The organism is Collimonas antrihumi (genome assembly GCF_018304965.1).
Lineage (GTDB): Bacteria > Pseudomonadota > Gammaproteobacteria > Burkholderiales > Burkholderiaceae_D > Collimonas > Collimonas antrihumi.
This window is the reverse complement of sequence record NZ_JAGQED010000001.1, coordinates 54216-71147: the sequence shown is the minus strand read 5'-3', so window position 1 is coordinate 71147 and position 16932 is coordinate 54216. Positions and strand designations below refer to the sequence as shown.

The 16932-nt window shown below is 58.6% G+C and carries 12 protein-coding genes; 1 reads left to right on the top strand and 11 read right to left on the bottom strand.

Annotated features, from left to right (window positions below; all coding sequences use genetic code 11):
• Positions 1-3: 3 nt before the first annotated feature.
• The 10 genes from KHU29_RS00330 to KHU29_RS00285 all read right to left on the bottom strand — a co-directional run bounded on the left by KHU29_RS00330 (position 4) and on the right by KHU29_RS00285 (position 12499).
• Entirely contained in the window at positions 4-1023 is a 1020-nt protein-coding gene (locus KHU29_RS00330; protein WP_211450725.1) for an XdhC family protein, read from the bottom strand.
• Between the two features lie 107 nt (positions 1024-1130).
• Positions 1131-2411, bottom strand: a complete 1281-nt coding sequence (locus KHU29_RS00325; protein WP_211450724.1) for a c-type cytochrome — start codon at positions 2409-2411, stop codon at positions 1131-1133.
• Positions 2411-2962, bottom strand: a complete 552-nt coding sequence (locus tag KHU29_RS00320) for a (2Fe-2S)-binding protein (protein ID WP_211450723.1) — start codon at positions 2960-2962, stop codon at positions 2411-2413. The genes KHU29_RS00325 and KHU29_RS00320 overlap by 1 nt, the downstream gene beginning before the upstream one ends.
• Positions 2959-5787, bottom strand: a complete 2829-nt coding sequence (locus tag KHU29_RS00315; RefSeq protein WP_211450722.1) for a xanthine dehydrogenase family protein molybdopterin-binding subunit — start codon at positions 5785-5787, stop codon at positions 2959-2961. The genes KHU29_RS00320 and KHU29_RS00315 overlap by 4 nt, the downstream gene beginning before the upstream one ends.
• A gap of 303 nt (positions 5788-6090) precedes the next feature.
• Positions 6091-6942, bottom strand: a complete 852-nt coding sequence (locus tag KHU29_RS00310; RefSeq protein WP_211450721.1) for an ABC transporter permease — start codon at positions 6940-6942, stop codon at positions 6091-6093.
• Between the two features lie 165 nt (positions 6943-7107).
• Entirely contained in the window at positions 7108-7917 is an 810-nt protein-coding gene (locus KHU29_RS00305; protein WP_211450720.1) for an ABC transporter ATP-binding protein, read from the bottom strand.
• Positions 7918-8047: 130 nt separating this feature from the next.
• Positions 8048-9085 (bottom strand): ABC transporter substrate-binding protein, encoded by a 1038-nt coding sequence (locus KHU29_RS00300; RefSeq protein WP_211450719.1) that lies wholly within the window; start codon positions 9083-9085, stop codon positions 8048-8050.
• A 232-nt stretch (positions 9086-9317) separates the two neighbouring features.
• A complete protein-coding gene (gene recR / locus KHU29_RS00295) occupies positions 9318-9914 on the bottom strand; it encodes a recombination mediator RecR (RefSeq protein ID WP_175511255.1) in 597 nt (198 codons plus the stop codon).
• A gap of 40 nt (positions 9915-9954) precedes the next feature.
• Positions 9955-10275 (bottom strand): YbaB/EbfC family nucleoid-associated protein, encoded by a 321-nt coding sequence (locus KHU29_RS00290; RefSeq protein ID WP_092356624.1) that lies wholly within the window; start codon positions 10273-10275, stop codon positions 9955-9957.
• 76 nt (positions 10276-10351) lie between these two features.
• Positions 10352-12499, bottom strand: a complete 2148-nt coding sequence (locus KHU29_RS00285; RefSeq protein ID WP_211450718.1) for a DNA polymerase III subunit gamma/tau — start codon at positions 12497-12499, stop codon at positions 10352-10354.
• 235 nt (positions 12500-12734) lie between these two features.
• Between KHU29_RS00285 and KHU29_RS00280 the strand changes: the two genes are divergently transcribed.
• Positions 12735-14381, top strand: coding sequence for an isovaleryl-CoA dehydrogenase (locus KHU29_RS00280; protein WP_211450717.1), 1647 nt, complete (start codon positions 12735-12737; stop codon positions 14379-14381).
• 108 nt (positions 14382-14489) lie between these two features.
• On the opposite strand, the gene KHU29_RS00275 is transcribed toward KHU29_RS00280, so the two are convergent.
• Positions 14490-16922 (bottom strand): penicillin-binding protein 1A, encoded by a 2433-nt coding sequence (locus tag KHU29_RS00275; RefSeq protein WP_211450716.1) that lies wholly within the window; start codon positions 16920-16922, stop codon positions 14490-14492.
• Positions 16923-16932 lie beyond the last annotated feature (10 nt).

The window sequence follows — 16932 nt, the reverse complement described above, 5'->3', positions numbered from 1 at the left end:
CAATCAAGGCCGCTCGACCATCCGTAGATCACTGGCGCCGTTAGCACCGTTGGCACCAACAGCACAACTCGATGGCGACACAGTCACGCTGCCGCGATTGCGCAACATTACCAGTTCGGCCAGCACCGATACCGCAATCTCTGCCGGTGAACGGCTTAGGATAGACAAGCCTATCGGTGCATGCAAGCGTTCAATTTGCGCGGGGCTCAAATCCAGCGTCAGCAGCCGTTCCTTGCGCGCCTCGGTGCTTGCCATCGAACCGATTGCGCCGACATAGAAAGCGTCCGTCTTGAGCGCTTCCATCAGCGCCATATCGTCGACTTTCGGATCATGGCTGAGCGTGACGATCACGGTGCGGCGGTCGGGCTTGAAAGCCAGCACGGCGTCGTCCGGCATGCCATCCAGCCAGATCACGCCGTCGGCCTGCCAGTTGCGGCGCTGCTCTTCGCGCGGGTCGTTCAGATAGACTGAAAAATCCAGCGCAGGCGCCATCTGCGCCAGATATTCGGAGACCTGGCCGGCGCCGATGATCAGCAGGCGCCAGCGCGGGCCGAAGACCTGCACCAGTTCTTCTTCATCGAAACGCAATGCAAAATCGGCATCGCTGGCTTCGATGCTGGCCTGGCCGCTGCGCATGTTCAGGCGGCGCTGCACCAGGTGGCGCCCGGCCACGGCTTCGAGCAGCGGTGTCAGCGAGGCGGCGTCGGTCAGCGGCTCAATCACCAGCTCCAGCGTACCGCCACACGGCAGGCCGAAGCGGCGCATCTGCTCGGCGCTGATGCCGTAGCGGACTAGTTCGATCTGGTTCGGGAATGCTGCGGAAAAGCGCTGCATCAGGTCATCTTCGATGCAGCCGCCCGAGACCGAGCCGGTAAAATCGCCGTCATCCGTTATCGCAAACAGCGAACCAAGCGGACGCGGCGCAGAACCCCAGTTGCGCACTACTGTCACCATGGCTACCCGCTTCCCTTGCTGCAGCCAGCTGACAGCGCTTTTCAATACTTGATAATCGACTGCGTTCATGGCTTATTTGATCCTTGCCTGATTCTATTCGGATTTTTATCAGTGTAATGAAAAACAGGATCGGCCGCTTGCACGGTCGATCCTGCTCTGAAACTACTCTATGGCGCTTAATGCGCCGTCGTCAGACGCATCGCCTTGATACGGTCCGGCGTGATGTCGGCCGCCTGCCCACCCCAGGTAGCGCGCAGGAAATTGGTCAGTTGCGCCAGTTCCTTGTCGCTCAACTGACCGCTGAAAGCGGGCATGTCTTGCAGGCTTTCAGTGCCGGGGAATTTCTGCGCTTCAATCCCGTCCAGCATGGTTACGATCAAGTTGTGCGGATCGGCATTGCGTACCGTCGAATTACCCTTCATCGCCACCGCAACGTGTGCCTTGCCGTCGCCCTGGAAGCCATGGCAACCGGCACAGACCGCGGTGTACAAACGCTTGCCGGCATCCAGTTCAGTCGCATCGGCGGTGATGGTCTTGACTGGTTCCGGCGGTAGCGGCTTGTCGCCCATCAGATAAGTGATGACAGCGTTCAGATCGTCCTTGCTCAGGTATTGCGTACTCAGATGCACGACAGGGAACATCTCGCCGTAGGCAGATCCCTGAGGCGCGATACCGGTCGAGAAAAAGGTCTGCAAATCCGCGGCAGTCCAGCCCACCGCCGCCAAACCGGCAGGCGTGATATTCGGCGCGGCAACGCGGCCGAGGGCAGCTCCAGTCAGCGGCTTGGACAAATCAAGCTGGCCGAAAACGCCGCGCGGCGAATGACACTCTGCGCAGTGGCCGAGTGCATTGCTCAGATACTGACCACGCAACCAGGCCGGGGACTGGCCGGTTGAAGCATCAGTCAGCGAATTCTTCAGGAACGGCACATTCCAGAACATCATCCCGAAGCGCATGTTGTACGGGAATTTCAAGTCCGCCTCCTTGCTTGGCACGGCGACTGGCTTCTGCTGCATCAGGTAGGCGTAGATGGCGTCGCTATCCGCGCGCGTCATCGAGCGATACGAGGTGTACGGCATGGCCGGATACAGGTGTTTGTCCGGCGTTACGCCATCATGCAAAGCCTTGTAAAACTGGTCGGCGCTCCATTTGCCGATGCCGTGCTGCTTGTCCGGCGTGATGTTGGAACCGTAGAATTTGCCGAACGGCGAAGCCAACTCGACCCCGCCGGCGAACGCTGCACCAGTGGCGGTGGTGTGGCAGGCGGCGCAATCGGCAGCATTGGTCAGGTAACGCCCGAGGGCCAACTGATCGGCGCTGCCTGGCTTGACTGCGCTTTGGCTGGCGGCCTGGGCGGCTGAACTGCTGCTGCCATCGCAAGCCGCCAACAACGCGGCCGCCAGCAGCGGAGCCGCCGCAATGCGCAATGCATTGCGGAGATATCGGACCTTAGTCATCACTTGGCATCCTTTACCAGTCCAGGCGTTGTCAGCGCCACTTCCTTGACCGCTTCGAAGTAGCGCACGTAGCCGGTGCAACGGCAGATATGATCGTTCAATCCGTCAGTAATGGCTTGATCGAGCTGGTCCTTGCCGACCGGCTGGCGTTTCAGTTTTTCCAGCAACACCGTGGCGGCATTGACGAAGCCCGGGGTACAGTAGCCGCACTGGAAGCTGTAATGTTCAAGGAATTTTTGCTGGATCGGCGACAACGCTACCACTTCGCCCTGCTCGTTGCGCTGGGCGTGACCCTCCACGGTACGCACTTTCTTGCCTTCGAAAAAATGCGCGCCGGTGATGCAGGAACGCACTTCTTCGCTGGTGCCGTCCGGCTTGTCGAGAATCACCACGCAAGCGCGGCAAACACCCTGGCCGCAACCCAGGCGCGAGCCGGTCAGGTCCAGGTATTCGTGCAGGAAATCGATCATCATGATGCCGTCCGGCACCGGCACCGGGCCGACCGGCTTGCCGTTGATATGCATGGTGATGGGGTGGGTAGTCATGCTCATGCCAGAGCCTCCTGAATTTTTTGTTGAGTTACCGGCAGATCGGTGAAGCGATGGCCGATGGCGTGGGCGATGCCGTTGACGATGGCGCCAACTACCGGAATCATCACCACTTCGGCGATGCCCTTGGGCGGATCGGTCTCGGTCAGCGGCGGCAGCACCTCGCCGGTTTGGGTCCATACCGCGACATCCTTGGCGCGCGGCAGCTCATAGCGATTGAAGTTCCAGCTGCCGTTACCCGGTCCGTCTTCATAGAGCGGCAGATATTCGTGCAGGGCGTGGCCGATGCCCATCGCCAAACCGCCCTGCAGCTGCCCGGAAACCAGTTGCGGCGATAGCTGATTGCCGCATTCCATGATCGAGTGATGCGTCAGCAACTCGACCTTGCCGCTGGCTTCGTGCACCGCCAGTTCGACCAGTGTGCCGACTGCGCTGTAGTAAGTCACGGCAGCGTTATTGCGCTGGGTCGGCGGGATGAATACTTTCTTGCGATTGAGTACTTCGTAACCGCCGGCGGTGCTCATCTTGGCTTTGCGTGCCTTGTCGGCGCCGTCGCCATAATGCACCGATAAACCGTCAAGCGGGATCCGCACCACATTGCCGAGAATCTCGAACTCGGCTTCAGCCCATTGCCAGCGATTGAAGACATGCACGGTGGCGCCGGTCACCAGCCCAAGCTCATGGGCTTTCTTCACCAATTGGTCATAAGGCAACGCTTCCAGGCCGGCGGCGGACAACTTGCCGTCGACCCAGCGCGCATCTTCAACCCGCACTACCAGCGGTGCAGCCTGGCCACCGCCGATGCCGGTGCTCCAGATCGCCATCGCCGCCGGCCACAGGCCGTGCATGAAGACCACCCGCGCCGCTTCACGCGTGCTGTGGGTGAAGTAGAAAGCCGAATTGGTGGCGCTGGATGGCGAGACATACCCCGGCGACCAGCGCGGATTGGCGGCCAGCTTGTCTTGCTCGGCCTGGCTCATGATGTAGGGATCGCCGCTGGTGACCACCGGCAGATCGCCCCAGTCGGTCACAGAGGTACGCACTTCATGCGCCGGTTTGCCCAGCCACTTGGCGCAAGCGAGCGCTTGCGAAGTCGACATGCCGGTGCCGATTTCAGCACCGCTGTGCGACAGATGAATCTGGCCGTCGGCGCCGATTTCCACTTTGGCAAACGAGGTCTCGGCGCCGGTGCCGAAATCCTTCTGCACGCAGGCAAAGCCGACGCCGTAGCGATAGCCCGGATGGGCGGCTTCGTATTCCGTTTTTTTCTTGGCGCGATTGATCCACAAAGGATGGCTTTTGGCTTTCTGCAGCACTTCGTCAACCCGGATCGCGCCGGCAGGAATCGCTCCCTGGGTATTTTTCATGCCAGAGCGCAGCGCATTCGTCAGGCGGAAATCGATGGCGTCGAGACCGAGCTTTTCCGCCATTTCGTCGATCATCATCTCTGTCGCCGCCATACTTTGCAGCGTGCCGTAGCCACGCGCCGAACCGGCGTCAATCGCACGTGTAGCGATGGCGACAGCGGCCAGGTCGTTTTTCGGGAAATAATAAATCGATTGCGCCGCGGTAGCGCCCACCATCGCTACCGATGGCGAGAAGTTGGCGCGGCCGCCGCCATTGGCTTCGAACTCGCCTTTGAACGATTGCAGCAAACCGGTCTTGCGGTCGACCGCGATGCGGTAGTGCATCTTGAAGGCGTGACGCTTGATCGAAGTCTGGAACTGTTCGTAGCGGTCATTCGCCAGCCGCACCGGTTTACCGTCAGCATAGAGCGCGGTCACCAGGCCGTAGAACGGAAAATTGTAGTGATCCTTGGAGCCGTAACCGACCGTGTAGCAAGGATGGAGGAACAACTGCTTGAGCGGGAATTTGCCCTTCTTCATCATCTCGATGGCACTCGCCACCACTTCGCTTGGCGACTGGGTCGGCACCACCATGTGCAGGGCCTGGTTGGCGCTGTCGTACCAGCAATTGGCATTGTCTGGTTCCAGCGCCGCGGTATCTATCGACTGCGTGTTGTAGTCGCGCTCCATGACCAGCCAGTCGGCCGGCGGGTGATCCAGTTCCTCCTGGATCCGGGCCGCGTAAAACATGCCCTGCCCACCCAGCTTGCCATGTTCCTGGCCGTCCGGCCATACCGGCTGGTGCTTGCGCATCATGCTCGGGAATACCGGCGCATTCTTCAGGCTGGAAAAGACGTCATCGTCGAACGATGTCGCGCCGCCTACCCGCACGAAGCGGAAGGTGCCCCACGGATCGCGCTCCAGCGGGCCGGTCACCGGACCGTACTGGATGATTTCATCCTTGAACTGCAGCTTGTCTTTGGCAAAGCGGAAACGGGCGAAATCGTTATAGATCAGGATCGCTACGGCATGCCCCAGGTAGGCTGGCGTCTTACCGGCCGGCAGCAGCATGTCTTCGCCGTAAAACGCCGGGAACGCCACGCCGTCCCGCGCCAGGTCGGCGGCAGTGACTACCCGGTCCGGCTTCAGTTCGTCGCCGAGCAACCCCAGGTCAAAGCCGAGGAAATTGCGGTCGGCCTTGGTGGCGCGCAGGATGAATGCATGCGCCTGCTGGTTCGGCCAGTGCGGCATGTCGCGCGCGCGTACATCGCGCGCGAAGACCTTGGCGCCGGTCACCTTGGCAATACCATCGATACGGAATTTGACCTGGCCGTTGCTGCTATCCCACTGGATGGGCGTCAGGATTTTTTCTTCGAACAAGGCAGCAAATGCTTTGCCACCGATAGGCGCTACGTAAACCGACACACCGGCCACTACGCTAGCCTTCAAAAAACTGCGACGCGAAAGGTCGAGTTTTGTCATGTATTTCTCCTCAAAAGCCAAGGAGCAACCCAACCGTCGTTCGCTAGCGGTTGTTACAGATGCTCATCGGATCCATCAAAAGCCCCTGCCGGGCATTCATCTGGGGGTCGGCATTTTATAACGTTGGAGAACCAGCAACATAATCAAGATGACATGATGAGAATAGATGATTTGACGGCTTTCGTAATGTGTTTTGTATCTATTAAATGAAATAATTATTGGAATAATTGTTAAAAATGCACAGCGACAGCCGATTTTTTACTTGAAAGCAAATCATCGATCGGCAACCGATCGCTGCGCTACTCACAAGCGCTCGGTCTCGCCACTCTTGGGTTGCCACTTCATCAAACGTTTTTCGATCATCCCCACCACCGTATCGAGCACCAGCGCAAAGGCAGTCAGCACCAGAATCCCGGCAAACACGGTATTGATGTCGAACGCACCTTCGGCTTGCAAGATCAGGTAGCCGACACCTCGTGCCGAACCGAGGTATTCACCGACGATTACACCGACGAAAGCCAGCCCGACCGAGGTATGCAGACTGGAAAACACCCAGGAAGTGGCTGACGGCAGGTACACCGTGCGCAACAGCTGGCGCTGGTTGGCGCCTAGCATGCGGGCATTGGCGAGCACCACCGGGCTGACTTCCCTGACGCCTTGATAGACGTTGAAAAACACGATGAAAAATACCAGCGTCACCGCCAGCGCCACCTTGGACCAGATGCCGAGTCCGAACCACATCGCAAAAATCGGCGCCAGGATCACCCGCGGCATCGCGTTCGACGCTTTGATGTAAGGGTCCAGAATGGCCGACGTCAAAGGCGACAGGGCTAGCCATAAACCGACGCCAAGACCGAATATCGTGCCTATGCCAAATGCCAGCATGGTCTCGGTCAGGGTGATCAGCAGGTGCGAATAAATCTCCGCCGGGAACGTCAGCGTGAACCAGGTGTGGTCGCCGAAACCGACTTCGAGTGACCCGCTGCCGACAGTAAACCACTGCCAGACACGTTGCAGCACCTTGATCGGCTCGCCGAAGAAAAATGCCGTTTGCGGATTGCGCGTCGCCAGGTGCCAGATGAAGAAAAATATCACCAGTACCAAGACTTGATATACCCGCAGATTCTTATAATTCGGCTTGATGGCTTTCCACATGGTTCCGTTTTATCCTTGTTATTCCAGATCCCGTTGTTACAGCGACTTCTAAAAACTCCGTCATCCCCGCGAACGCGGGGATCCAAGTTACTAATTTAAAATAGATTCCCGCGTTCGCGGGAATGACGGGGTCGCCGAGACGTAATAGGGCTATTCGAGCTGCCCTTAAGCGACTTTCTTTTGCTGCTGATAACCCTTCAACACTTCGTCGCGCAGCACGCTCCAGATCTGCTGGTGCAGCTCGACAAAACGCGGCTCGTTACGGATTTCAGCCACATCGCGCGGGCGCGGCAAATCAATCACGAACTCGCCGATCGGATGGGTTCCCGGCCCGGCTGACAGCACCACCACCCGGTCCGACATGGCGATCGCCTCATCCAGATCGTGGGTAATGAACAGTACCGCCTTGCGTTTGGCGCTCCACAGGTCCAGCACTTCGTTTTCCATCAGTTGCCGGGTCTGGATATCCAATGCTGAAAACGGTTCATCCATCAGGATGATGTCGGGATCCAGAATCAAGGTCTGCGCCAGCGCCACCCGCTTGCGCATGCCGCCCGAGAGCTGATGCGGATAACGGTCGCCAAAGCCTTGCAAGCCGACTCGCGCCAGCCATTCCTCACCCAGCTGGCGCGCCTTGGCTTCATCGGTTTCCCGATACTGCAAGCCGGCGATGACATTTTGCAGCGCACTGCGCCACGGCATCAGCGCTTCAGCCTGGAACATATAACCGGCGCGGCGGTTGATGCCGAGCAGCGGCTCGCCAAACACCTTGACGCTGCCGGATGAAGGCTGCAGCAAACCGGCGCCGACATTCAGCAAGGTCGACTTACCGCAACCGGTCGGCCCGACCACGGAAACGAATTCGCCCGGTGCAATCGACAAATTGGTGTCAGCTACTGCGGTGTAACGCTGGGACCGATCGTCTTTGGAGATGAAGGTACAACTGACGTTGTCGAGATGGAGAGCTGGAATCATGGGAGTAGGGATTGACTTCTTGCTACTGACTGGTAGGGCGGGCAAGGTTTTTGCCCACGCGGTATCGACATAAGCATGGCGACGAATTTGAGGTCACGCGTGGGCAAAAACCTTGCCCACCCTACCCGTATCATTTGTACTTGGCGTTGGCCTTTTTTACAAACTCATTGGTATAAGTTTGCGACAGATCGATATTCTTGCCGGCCAGCTCAGGATCGAATGCTTCCAATGCGTGCAGCGCGACTTTCGGGCCGGCGTCAGGAATCGTACCGTCCGGTGACAGCGCCTCGCGCACTTTCATGAAAGCTTCGATGTACAAGGCACGGTCACCCAGCTGATAGTTCTCCGGCACCGCTTTGACGATGTCCGACGGTCCAGCTTTTTGCAGCCATTTCAGGGCGCGCACCATGGCGTTGGTCAGAGCTTGCGTGGTATTCGGGTATTTCTTGATGAAATCGGCGGAGGCGTACAAGGTGGCTGCCGGCATAGGGCCGCCAAACACGGCATTGGTATCTTTCAATGTGCGTGTGTCGGCAATGATCCTGATCTCATTATTGTGCTGCATCATGGTGATCAGCGGATCGAGATTGACGATCACGTCGATGGAACCGGTGCGCAGCGCCGACAATGCGCCGGCCGAGGCGCCCACGCCGATGTAAGAGACGTCGGTCGGTTTCAGGCCGCCCTTGGCCAAGACGAAGTTGGACATCATGCTGGTCGAGGAACCCGGCGCGGTAACGCCGATCTTCTTGCCTTTCAGATCGGCAATCGACTTATAGTTGGGCATGGTCTTGTTGGACACGCCCATAACGATTTGCGGCGCCCGGCCCTGCAGCACGAATGCGGTGATGTGCTGATTCTTGGCCTGCATGCTGATGGTGTGTTCGAACGCACCGGAGACCACGTCGGCGCTGCCGCCGATCAGCGCCTGCAGCGCTTTGGCGCCGCCGGCGAAATCGGAAATCGTCACATCCAGGCCTTCATCCTTGAAATAACCGAGCTGCTCGGCAATCGTCAGCGGCAGGTAATAGAACAGGTTTTTGCCACCCACCGCGATGGCCACTTTGGTTTTCTCCGGGGTCTGCGCAAACAATTTTCCATTGAATGTCAGGTATCCCGCCAAGAACAGGCAAAGGGCGATGCCAAACTGCTTCCAGCTGAACTTCATATTGTCTCCTCGTATATCCAGGGTTATTTCACTACTGCTAAATTTATGTTTATGTCAGTAATGGTTCTTTTCTTTGCCATCTTGATGTGGCTGTTCGGAAATTCAGTTACTTGCGGACTCTATGATAATACTGTCTGCCTGGAAATTAGTAGCCACTCGTCATTATGTTTTTTTGGCATGACAGATTGGCTTCGCCAACGGCCTCGCCAGCGTCCGTACCTGACACTAAGTGTCAGGTCGCGCGTCTGTCCAGCATCGCACGGGCGATGGTGCCGGCATCGACATACTCCAGCTCGCCTCCCACCGGCACGCCGCGCGCCAGGCGGCTGACTTGCAGGCCGCGAGCTTTCATGGTTTCGCTGATGTAGTGAGCGGTGGCTTCGCCTTCGTTAGTGAAATTGGTCGCCAGCACGACTTCCGTCACCACGCCGTCGGTGGCGCGGCCGATCAGTTTTTCCAACTGGATGTCTTTCGGGCCGATGCCGTCCAACGGCGACAAACGTCCCATCAGGACAAAATACAAGCCCTTGAAAGTCAGGGTCTGTTCAATCATCAACTGGTCGGTAGGCGTCTCCACCACGCACAGCAAGGTAGGATCGCGATCAGGATCGAGGCAGGTTTCGCAGACCTCGTTCTCGGTGAAGGTATTGCATAGCGCGCAGTGGCGGATCTGATCGACCGCCTGGGTCAGCGCCCGTCCCAGCAACGCTGCACCGTCACGGTCATGCTGCAACAAGTGATAAGCCATGCGCTGCGCCGATTTCGGACCGACACCGGGCAGATGACGCAAGGCTTCGGTGAGTAAGGTAAGACTGGAAGGAATTTTCACGTCAAGCCTTGAATCATGCGGTGCTCAAAAATGAGATTGGTCAGAATGGCAATTTGAAACCGGCTGGCATGCCGGCAGTCAGGCCGGACATTTTTTCGGCCGACAGCGCTTCAGCTTTACGCACCGCGTCGTTGAAAGCGGCGGCAACCAGATCTTCCAGCATGTCCTTGTCGTCGGCCAGCAAGGAAGCGTCGATCGCTACCCGCTTGACGGCGTTTTTACAAGTCATCACGACTTTCACCAGGCCGGCGCCCGATTCGCCTTCGACTTCGATCAAGGCCAATTGGTCTTGCATCTTCTTCATGTTGTCTTGCATTGCCTGGGCTTGTTTCATCAGCCCTGCTATTTGGCCCTTCATCATGATGCTTCTCCTATGAAAACAAAAAATTCATTACAAAAAATTTCATTACAAAAAAATTGATTACAAAAAAAGTTGATTACCCCAACGGCTTGATCGATCCCGGCACGATCGAAGCGCCGAATTCGCGCATCATGCTCTGAATGAACGGGTCGTTTTGCGCAGTCTGTTCTGCCAGGCGCTGCCGTTCTGCCTGTGCTGCCATGGCCTGGGCATTGGCGGTATGGCGGACCGGGCCAAGCTCGGTTTCCACTTTTACATTGCGACCGAAATGCTCGGTCAGCGCCACCTCCAACTTATCAACACTGCCGGCCGAGCGCAAGGTATCGAAAGGAATACGGAGATGGAATTGCACTGCCGCGCCGCTACTGTCGGATTTAATCAGTTCGCTCTGCTGCGCCAGCTGATGCGCCACACCGCGTACTGCCAGGTTGGCGGCCAGCAACGGCCAGTTGCCATCCCAGTTCAGGTTCGGATCGGGTTGCAGCACCAGCGGCGGTAAGGGCTCTACCGGAGCCGCAGGTTGCTGGACAACAGGTTCGGGGCGCGCGGCCTGGCGGTTATTGTTTGCAGCCCCGTTTGCAGCCACGTTTGCCGCCCCGCTCACGCCACCTGTGGCAGATGCGCGTGGGGGGGCGAATTGTGCGTACGATTCAGTTTTTTTTTCAGCCGCCGAACTGGAAAATTCGGTATCTGGCAAATCCGTGGGCAGAGGGATCTCTTCTTCCCAAGGCGGCACGGAAGAATTTTGCGGTGCTTGCTTCACATAAGCCGGCGCTGCAGGCTTGGCTTCCGCCACTGCTGGCTGGCTGGCTGGCGCCACCTGCGTCTGGCCCGGCTGCGGCCGCGCCGCGGCGCCACCCTTGCGCGAAGATGCAGCAGCGCGCGCCGCTTCCAGCGCGGCTCTCGCCGGACTCATGGCGCTCGTATCCGGGCGCGCCACCGGCGCGCTGGTGCTGACTGTCTGCGGTGCGCTGCTCAGGCGCGCTGCCGCTGGTGCTACCGATGCTGCTGCCGGAGCTTGCGTCGCGGCCGGCCTGGATGCAGGAGCCGGCTGCGTCGCTGGCGCTGCACTAACCTGAGGGCGCGGCCGGCTGACCGGCGGCGGCGCTACCGTGCTGCCGTCGGCTTGCGGCCGGAATGCCAGCATGCGCAGCAAGGTCATCGAGAAACCGGCATATTCGTCCGGCGCCAATCCCAGTTCATTACGGCCATGCACGGCGATCTGGTAAAACAGTTGTACTTCCTCGGCATCGAACAAGGCCGCCAGCCGGATCACTTCTTCACGTTCCGGCAAATCGTCGGCCAGGGCTGCGGGGACGCTTTGCGCCAAGGCTACCCGATGCAGCAAAGTGCCCAGGTCCTGCAGCGCAGCGTTATATGACAGGCTACGGCTGGCCATGTCGTCGGCGACTGCCAGCAAACCGGGACCGTCTTTTTGCGCCAGCGCATCGAGCACACGGATCAGATAAGACTGGTCGAGCGCGCCCAGCATGCCTTGCACAGCGTCCAATGTCACTTTGCCGGCGGCATAGGCGATCGCCTGATCGGTCAGCGAGAGCGCATCGCGCATCGAACCATGTGCGCCTTGCGCCAGCAAACGTAAAGCCGGGGTTTCGAATTCGATTTGTTCCTGGCCCAGGATATTATCCAGATGGGCGATGATATGGCCGGGCGGCATCTGCTTCAGGTTGAACTGCAGGCAGCGCGACAGCACCGTTACCGGGATTTTTTGCGGATCGGTGGTCGCCAGGATGAACTTGACGTGTTCCGGCGGCTCTTCCAGCGTCTTCAGCATCGAGTTGAAGGCATGGTTGGTCAGCATGTGCACTTCATCGATCATGTAGACCTTGAAGCGCGCGTTCGACGGCGCATAGACCGCTTGCTCAAGCAATTGCGCCATTTCGTCGACGCCGCGATTGGATGCCGCGTCCATCTCGATATAGTCGACGAAACGCCCGGCATCTATCGCCACGCAGACTTCGCATACACCGCACGGCGCTGCGGTAATGCCGCCGTTGCCGTCGGCGCCGATGCAATTCAGCGATTTCGCCAGAATCCGCGACAAAGTAGTCTTGCCGACACCGCGGGTGCCGGTGAACAGATAGGCATGGTGCAAACGCTGTTGCTCCAAGGCGTGCGTCAAGGCCCTAACGACGTGTTCCTGGCCGACCAGCGTATCGAAACTTCTGGGGCGATATTTACGGGCGAGAACTTGGTAGGACATAGGCGACGAATATGGGCTGCAGGTTGTGAAATACAAACAGCATTTTACCTGACAGACGAAGTTAACACGGTTTTTAAACTTGGCGGCCAAATCCGGCCTTTTCTGCAGGGTGGGCACCGTGTGCCCACGCAGCGCTCCGCCGTCTTATACTCCGGTTATCACGCAAACGCGTGGGCACACGGTGCCCACCCTACATATTCAAGTGACTCAGCACAACAATATCAGGAGATCAATCATGCAAGGGCTAACCCACGAAGTGACAAATCAGGTGCCTGAGCTGTATGGCAACAATCTATTCCTGGACGACACCGTCCTGCAAGCTGGGGTAAAGCGCCTGCAAGGGCAGTGGCATGCCGACCAGCTGACACGCTACGGCGCCGAGCTGGGCAGCAAGGAGACCTGGCAACTGGCCGAGCTGGCAAACCGTCATCAGCCCGAACTGAATACCTTCGATCGCCTCGGCAACCGCATCGATGCGGTCGATTTTCATCCGGCCTGGCATGCCTTGCTAGGCTTGCTGCGGCGCGAGGGTCTGCACGCCCTGCCTTGGATCAAGCCGCAAAGCGGCAGCCATGTGGCGCGGGCGGCCGGTTATTTCCTGCACGCCCAGGTGGAAGCCGGATCGCTTTGCCCTACCACCATGACATTTGCCTCGATTCCGGTATTGCAGCAAGAACCGGCGCTATTTGCCGCCTTGCAGGCAAAACTCTTGTCATGTGAACATGATGGCCGTGATCTGCCGCTGGATCACAAAAACTCGATCCTGATCGGCATGGGCATGACGGAAAAACAAGGTGGCTCCGATGTCCGCAGCAACACCACCGCGGCAACACCGCTTGCCGGCGGTGGCGGCCGCGGCGCCGGTTACCTGCTGACTGGCCATAAATGGTTTTTCTCGGCGCCCATGTGCGATGCGCACATGGTGCTGGCACGCACAGAAATGGGCTTGAGCTGCTTTTTCGTACCACGCTGGCGGCCGGATGGCAGTAAAAATCCGGTGCAGATACAGCGTTTGAAAGACAAACTCGGCAATCGCTCCAATTCCAGCAGCGAGGTGGAATTCCGGAATGCCTTCGGCATCATGGTCGGCGACGAAGGCCGTGGCATCCCCACCATTATCGAAATGGCCAACCACACGCGCCTCGATTGCGTCATTGGCTCCGCCGGCCTGATGCGCCAGGCATTGGTGCAAGCGCTGCACCATGCGCGCCACCGCAGCGCTTTCGGCCGCCACCTGGCAGAACAGCCGCTGATGCAAAACGTATTGTCCGACCTCGCCCTGGAAAGCGAAGCGGCAACGTTGCTGATGCTGCAGCTGGCGAGCGCTTTCGAACAACCCGACGATCCGCTGCAACGCGCCTGGCGCCGCATCGTCACACCCGCCGCCAAATTCTGGATTTGCAAGCGGACGCTGGAATTCACCGGCGAATGCATGGAAATCTGGGGTGGCAACGGCTACGTCGAAACCGCGCCAATGGCGCGCTTTTACCGGGAAGCACCGGTCAATTCGATCTGGGAAGGCTCCGGCAATGTGATGTGCCTGGACGTGCTGCGCGCGATTGAACGCGAGCCGGCTGGCTTTGGCTTGTTGCTGGCGCAGCTGGCTGAGGTGGCACACGAACATCCCGGCTTGCGCAGCATGCTGGATGATTTGCTGAAAGATCTGGCCACCCCGGCCGAACAGCGCGAGGTGCTGGGACGCCGCTTTGTGCAGCGTCTGATGCTGACCGTCCAGGGTGCCTTGATGTTGCAGCATGCGCCGGCGGCAATCGCGGAAGCGTTTATCGCCAGCCGCAGCGAGGCGATGGGCGGGCGCGTCTACGGCACCTTGGCGGCGGCGCATCTGCAGCAGCAGATTTTGCAGCGGACATGGCCGCAATAGAACAGTTACGAGTAGTTACGTTAGCTTGCGGCCTCCCCAAAAAAAGAAAAGCCGGCAATACGCTGATCGAGTATTGCCGGCTTGCTTACATCCAACCTCTGTAACGCCTTAATGGCCGCCAAATAGCTTGAGGATATTTTGCTTTTCATCCTCTTGCGGAGTGATCGGCGTCACAGGCCCGGGTACCGGTAAGCCATCAGGTCCGATTTCGACAGGGGCCGCAGCACCGGCGCCCAGCCCAAGCGAAGCGATGAAGCCATTGCCCGGCGTGAAATTATCGAAGTAAAACTCGTTGTTGATGGTGGTAACGCCATCAGGCATAGGCATTTGATAGCTCGGCACGCCGCGCAAGGCGCGCCCCATGTATTCGGTCCAGATCGGCAATGCCAGTTGCGCACCGAATTCGCGGCTGCCCAAACTCTTGGGCTGGTCGTAACCCATCCAGGCCACCGCCACCAGGCTGTTCTGGTACCCCGCAAACCAGCCGTCAAAGGCATCGTTGGTGGTACCGGTCTTGCCGGCCAGGTCGGTACGGTGCAGCACATTGGTGCCGGCGCCGGTGCCGCGTTGCGCTACCGATTGCAGCAGGCTGGTCATGATGTAGCTGTTGCGCGCATCCAGCACCCGCGCTGCATTCTGGCCGGCGATCTGCGGTTCGACCTTGGTCAATACGGCGCCGCGTGAATCGGTCACTTGCGCGATCAAATAAGGATTGACCTTGTAACCGCCATTCGCCAGCACCGCATAGGCGCCCACCAGTTGCAGCGGCGTGACTTGTCCCGCGCCCAAAGCCAACGGCAGATAGGGCGGAGTCTTGTCGATATCGAAACCGAAATGGCTGGTGACGAATTCCTGCGCATATTTGACACCGATCGCATCCAGCAAACGGATCGATATCAGATTCTTCGACCGTTGCAAGCCGGTACGCAGCGGCATCGGACCGTCTGGCTGATCGTCATCCTTCGGTTCCCAGGCGCCCTGCCCCGGTCCGCCGGGATAGGATACCGGCGCGTCGTTAATGATGGACGCCGGCCCGAAACCCTTTTCCAGCGCCGCCGAATAGATGAACGGCTTGAACGTCGAGCCGGGCTGGCGCCAGGCTTGGGTCACATGGTTGAATTTATTCTGGTTGAAATCGAAGCCGCCTACCAGTGCGCGGATAGCGCCGCTTTGCGGTGTCAGCGACACCAAAGTGGCTTCGACCTGCGGCAGCTGCGTGATTTGCCAGCCTTTTGCAGTATTGATGACGCGGATCACGGAGCCTTTTTGAATCCGCAGATTCTTGCCGGCTTTCGGGCTCAAGGCAGCCGCGGCAAGACGCAAACCCTCGCCGCTGATGGTGACCGTACTATCGTTGCGTAACATCACCTGCACCTGCTTGGCGTCGGCGCTCAACACCACCGCCGGCAGGATATCGTCATTGTCTGGCTTGTCCTGCAAGGCATCTTCGATCGCCTGGTCACGCTCGTCGCCAGAGGCCGGTAACTCGATGTTGGCCTCCGGACCGCGATAGCCGTGGCGCCTGTCGTAATCCATGACACCCTTGCGTACCGCGTCATACGCCGCCTGCTGGTCGGCTGCACTGAGAGTAGTGATGACGCTCAGGCCACGGGTGTACGTGTCTTCCTTGAATTGCGCGTACAACATCTGGCGCACCATTTCGATGGCGTACTCGGCATGGACGCTGTAGTTGTTACCCTTGGTCTTGACCTGGATGTCTTCCACCGCCGCCTGATCGAACTGTTCCTGGGTGATGAACTTGAGGTCGAGCATGCGCTTCAGGATATATTGCTGGCGCACGTGCGCGCGCTTCGGATTGACCACCGGATTGTAGGCCGAGGGTGCTTTCGGCAACCCGGCCAGCATCGCTGCCTGGGCCAGGGTGATGTCTTTCAAGTCCTTGCCGAAATAGGTACGTGCGGCAGCGGCAAAACCAAAAGAACGCTGGCCCAGGTAGATTTGATTCATGTAGACCTCAAGAATCTGATCCTTGCTCAACGCCGTCTCGATCTTGTAGGCCAGCAGAATTTCATAGATCTTGCGGGAATAGGTTTTTTCGCTCGACAAGAAAACGTTGCGGGCTACCTGCATGGTGATGGTGCTGGCGCCTTGCGAAGCGCCGCCATGCATGATGTCGGTCAATCCGGCACGCAGAATCCCGATGACGTCGATGCCGCCATGCTGATAAAAGCGTGCATCTTCAATCGCCAGCACCGCATTCTTCATGTCTGCAGGAATGTCATCCAGTTTGACCAGGCTGCGCCGTTCCTCGCCGAATTCGCCGATCAAGACATGGTCGGCAGTGTAAATGCGCAGCGGCACTTTGGGCCGGTAGTCGGTGATGGCGTCGAGCGCCGGCAATTGCGGCGTCATGACTACCAGCGCATACGTCAGCAGCAAGCCGCCGATGACCACGCCGGCCGCAAACAGGCCGCAAATGGTGAACAACAACGCGTGCGCCACGCTGCCCTTGCCGTTTTTTCCGATCTGGCCAGAACGGGATTTGTTTGTATCTTGCTTGGTTTTCTGTGTTGATGACATAGCAATATTC

What these genes read in the sequence shown, in the direction of transcription:
- KHU29_RS00330 (WP_211450725.1), bottom strand. Translation starts at nt 1,023, where the DNA reads ATGAACGCAGTCGATTATCAAGTATTGAAAAGCGCTGTCAGCTGGCTG.
- KHU29_RS00325 (WP_211450724.1), bottom strand. Translation starts at nt 2,411, where the DNA reads ATGACTAAGGTCCGATATCTCCGCAATGCATTGCGCATTGCGGCGGCT.
- KHU29_RS00320 (WP_211450723.1), bottom strand. Translation starts at nt 2,962, where the DNA reads ATGAGCATGACTACCCACCCCATCACCATGCATATCAACGGCAAGCCG.
- KHU29_RS00315 (WP_211450722.1), bottom strand. Translation starts at nt 5,787, where the DNA reads ATGACAAAACTCGACCTTTCGCGTCGCAGTTTTTTGAAGGCTAGCGTA.
- KHU29_RS00310 (WP_211450721.1), bottom strand. Translation starts at nt 6,942, where the DNA reads ATGTGGAAAGCCATCAAGCCGAATTATAAGAATCTGCGGGTATATCAA.
- KHU29_RS00305 (WP_211450720.1), bottom strand. Translation starts at nt 7,917, where the DNA reads ATGATTCCAGCTCTCCATCTCGACAACGTCAGTTGTACCTTCATCTCC.
- KHU29_RS00300 (WP_211450719.1), bottom strand. Translation starts at nt 9,085, where the DNA reads ATGAAGTTCAGCTGGAAGCAGTTTGGCATCGCCCTTTGCCTGTTCTTG.
- KHU29_RS00290 (WP_092356624.1), bottom strand. Translation starts at nt 10,275, where the DNA reads ATGATGAAGGGCCAAATAGCAGGGCTGATGAAACAAGCCCAGGCAATG.
- KHU29_RS00285 (WP_211450718.1), bottom strand. Translation starts at nt 12,499, where the DNA reads ATGTCCTACCAAGTTCTCGCCCGTAAATATCGCCCCAGAAGTTTCGAT.
- KHU29_RS00280 (WP_211450717.1), top strand. Translation starts at nt 12,735, where the DNA reads ATGCAAGGGCTAACCCACGAAGTGACAAATCAGGTGCCTGAGCTGTAT.
- KHU29_RS00275 (WP_211450716.1), bottom strand. Translation starts at nt 16,922, where the DNA reads ATGTCATCAACACAGAAAACCAAGCAAGATACAAACAAATCCCGTTCT.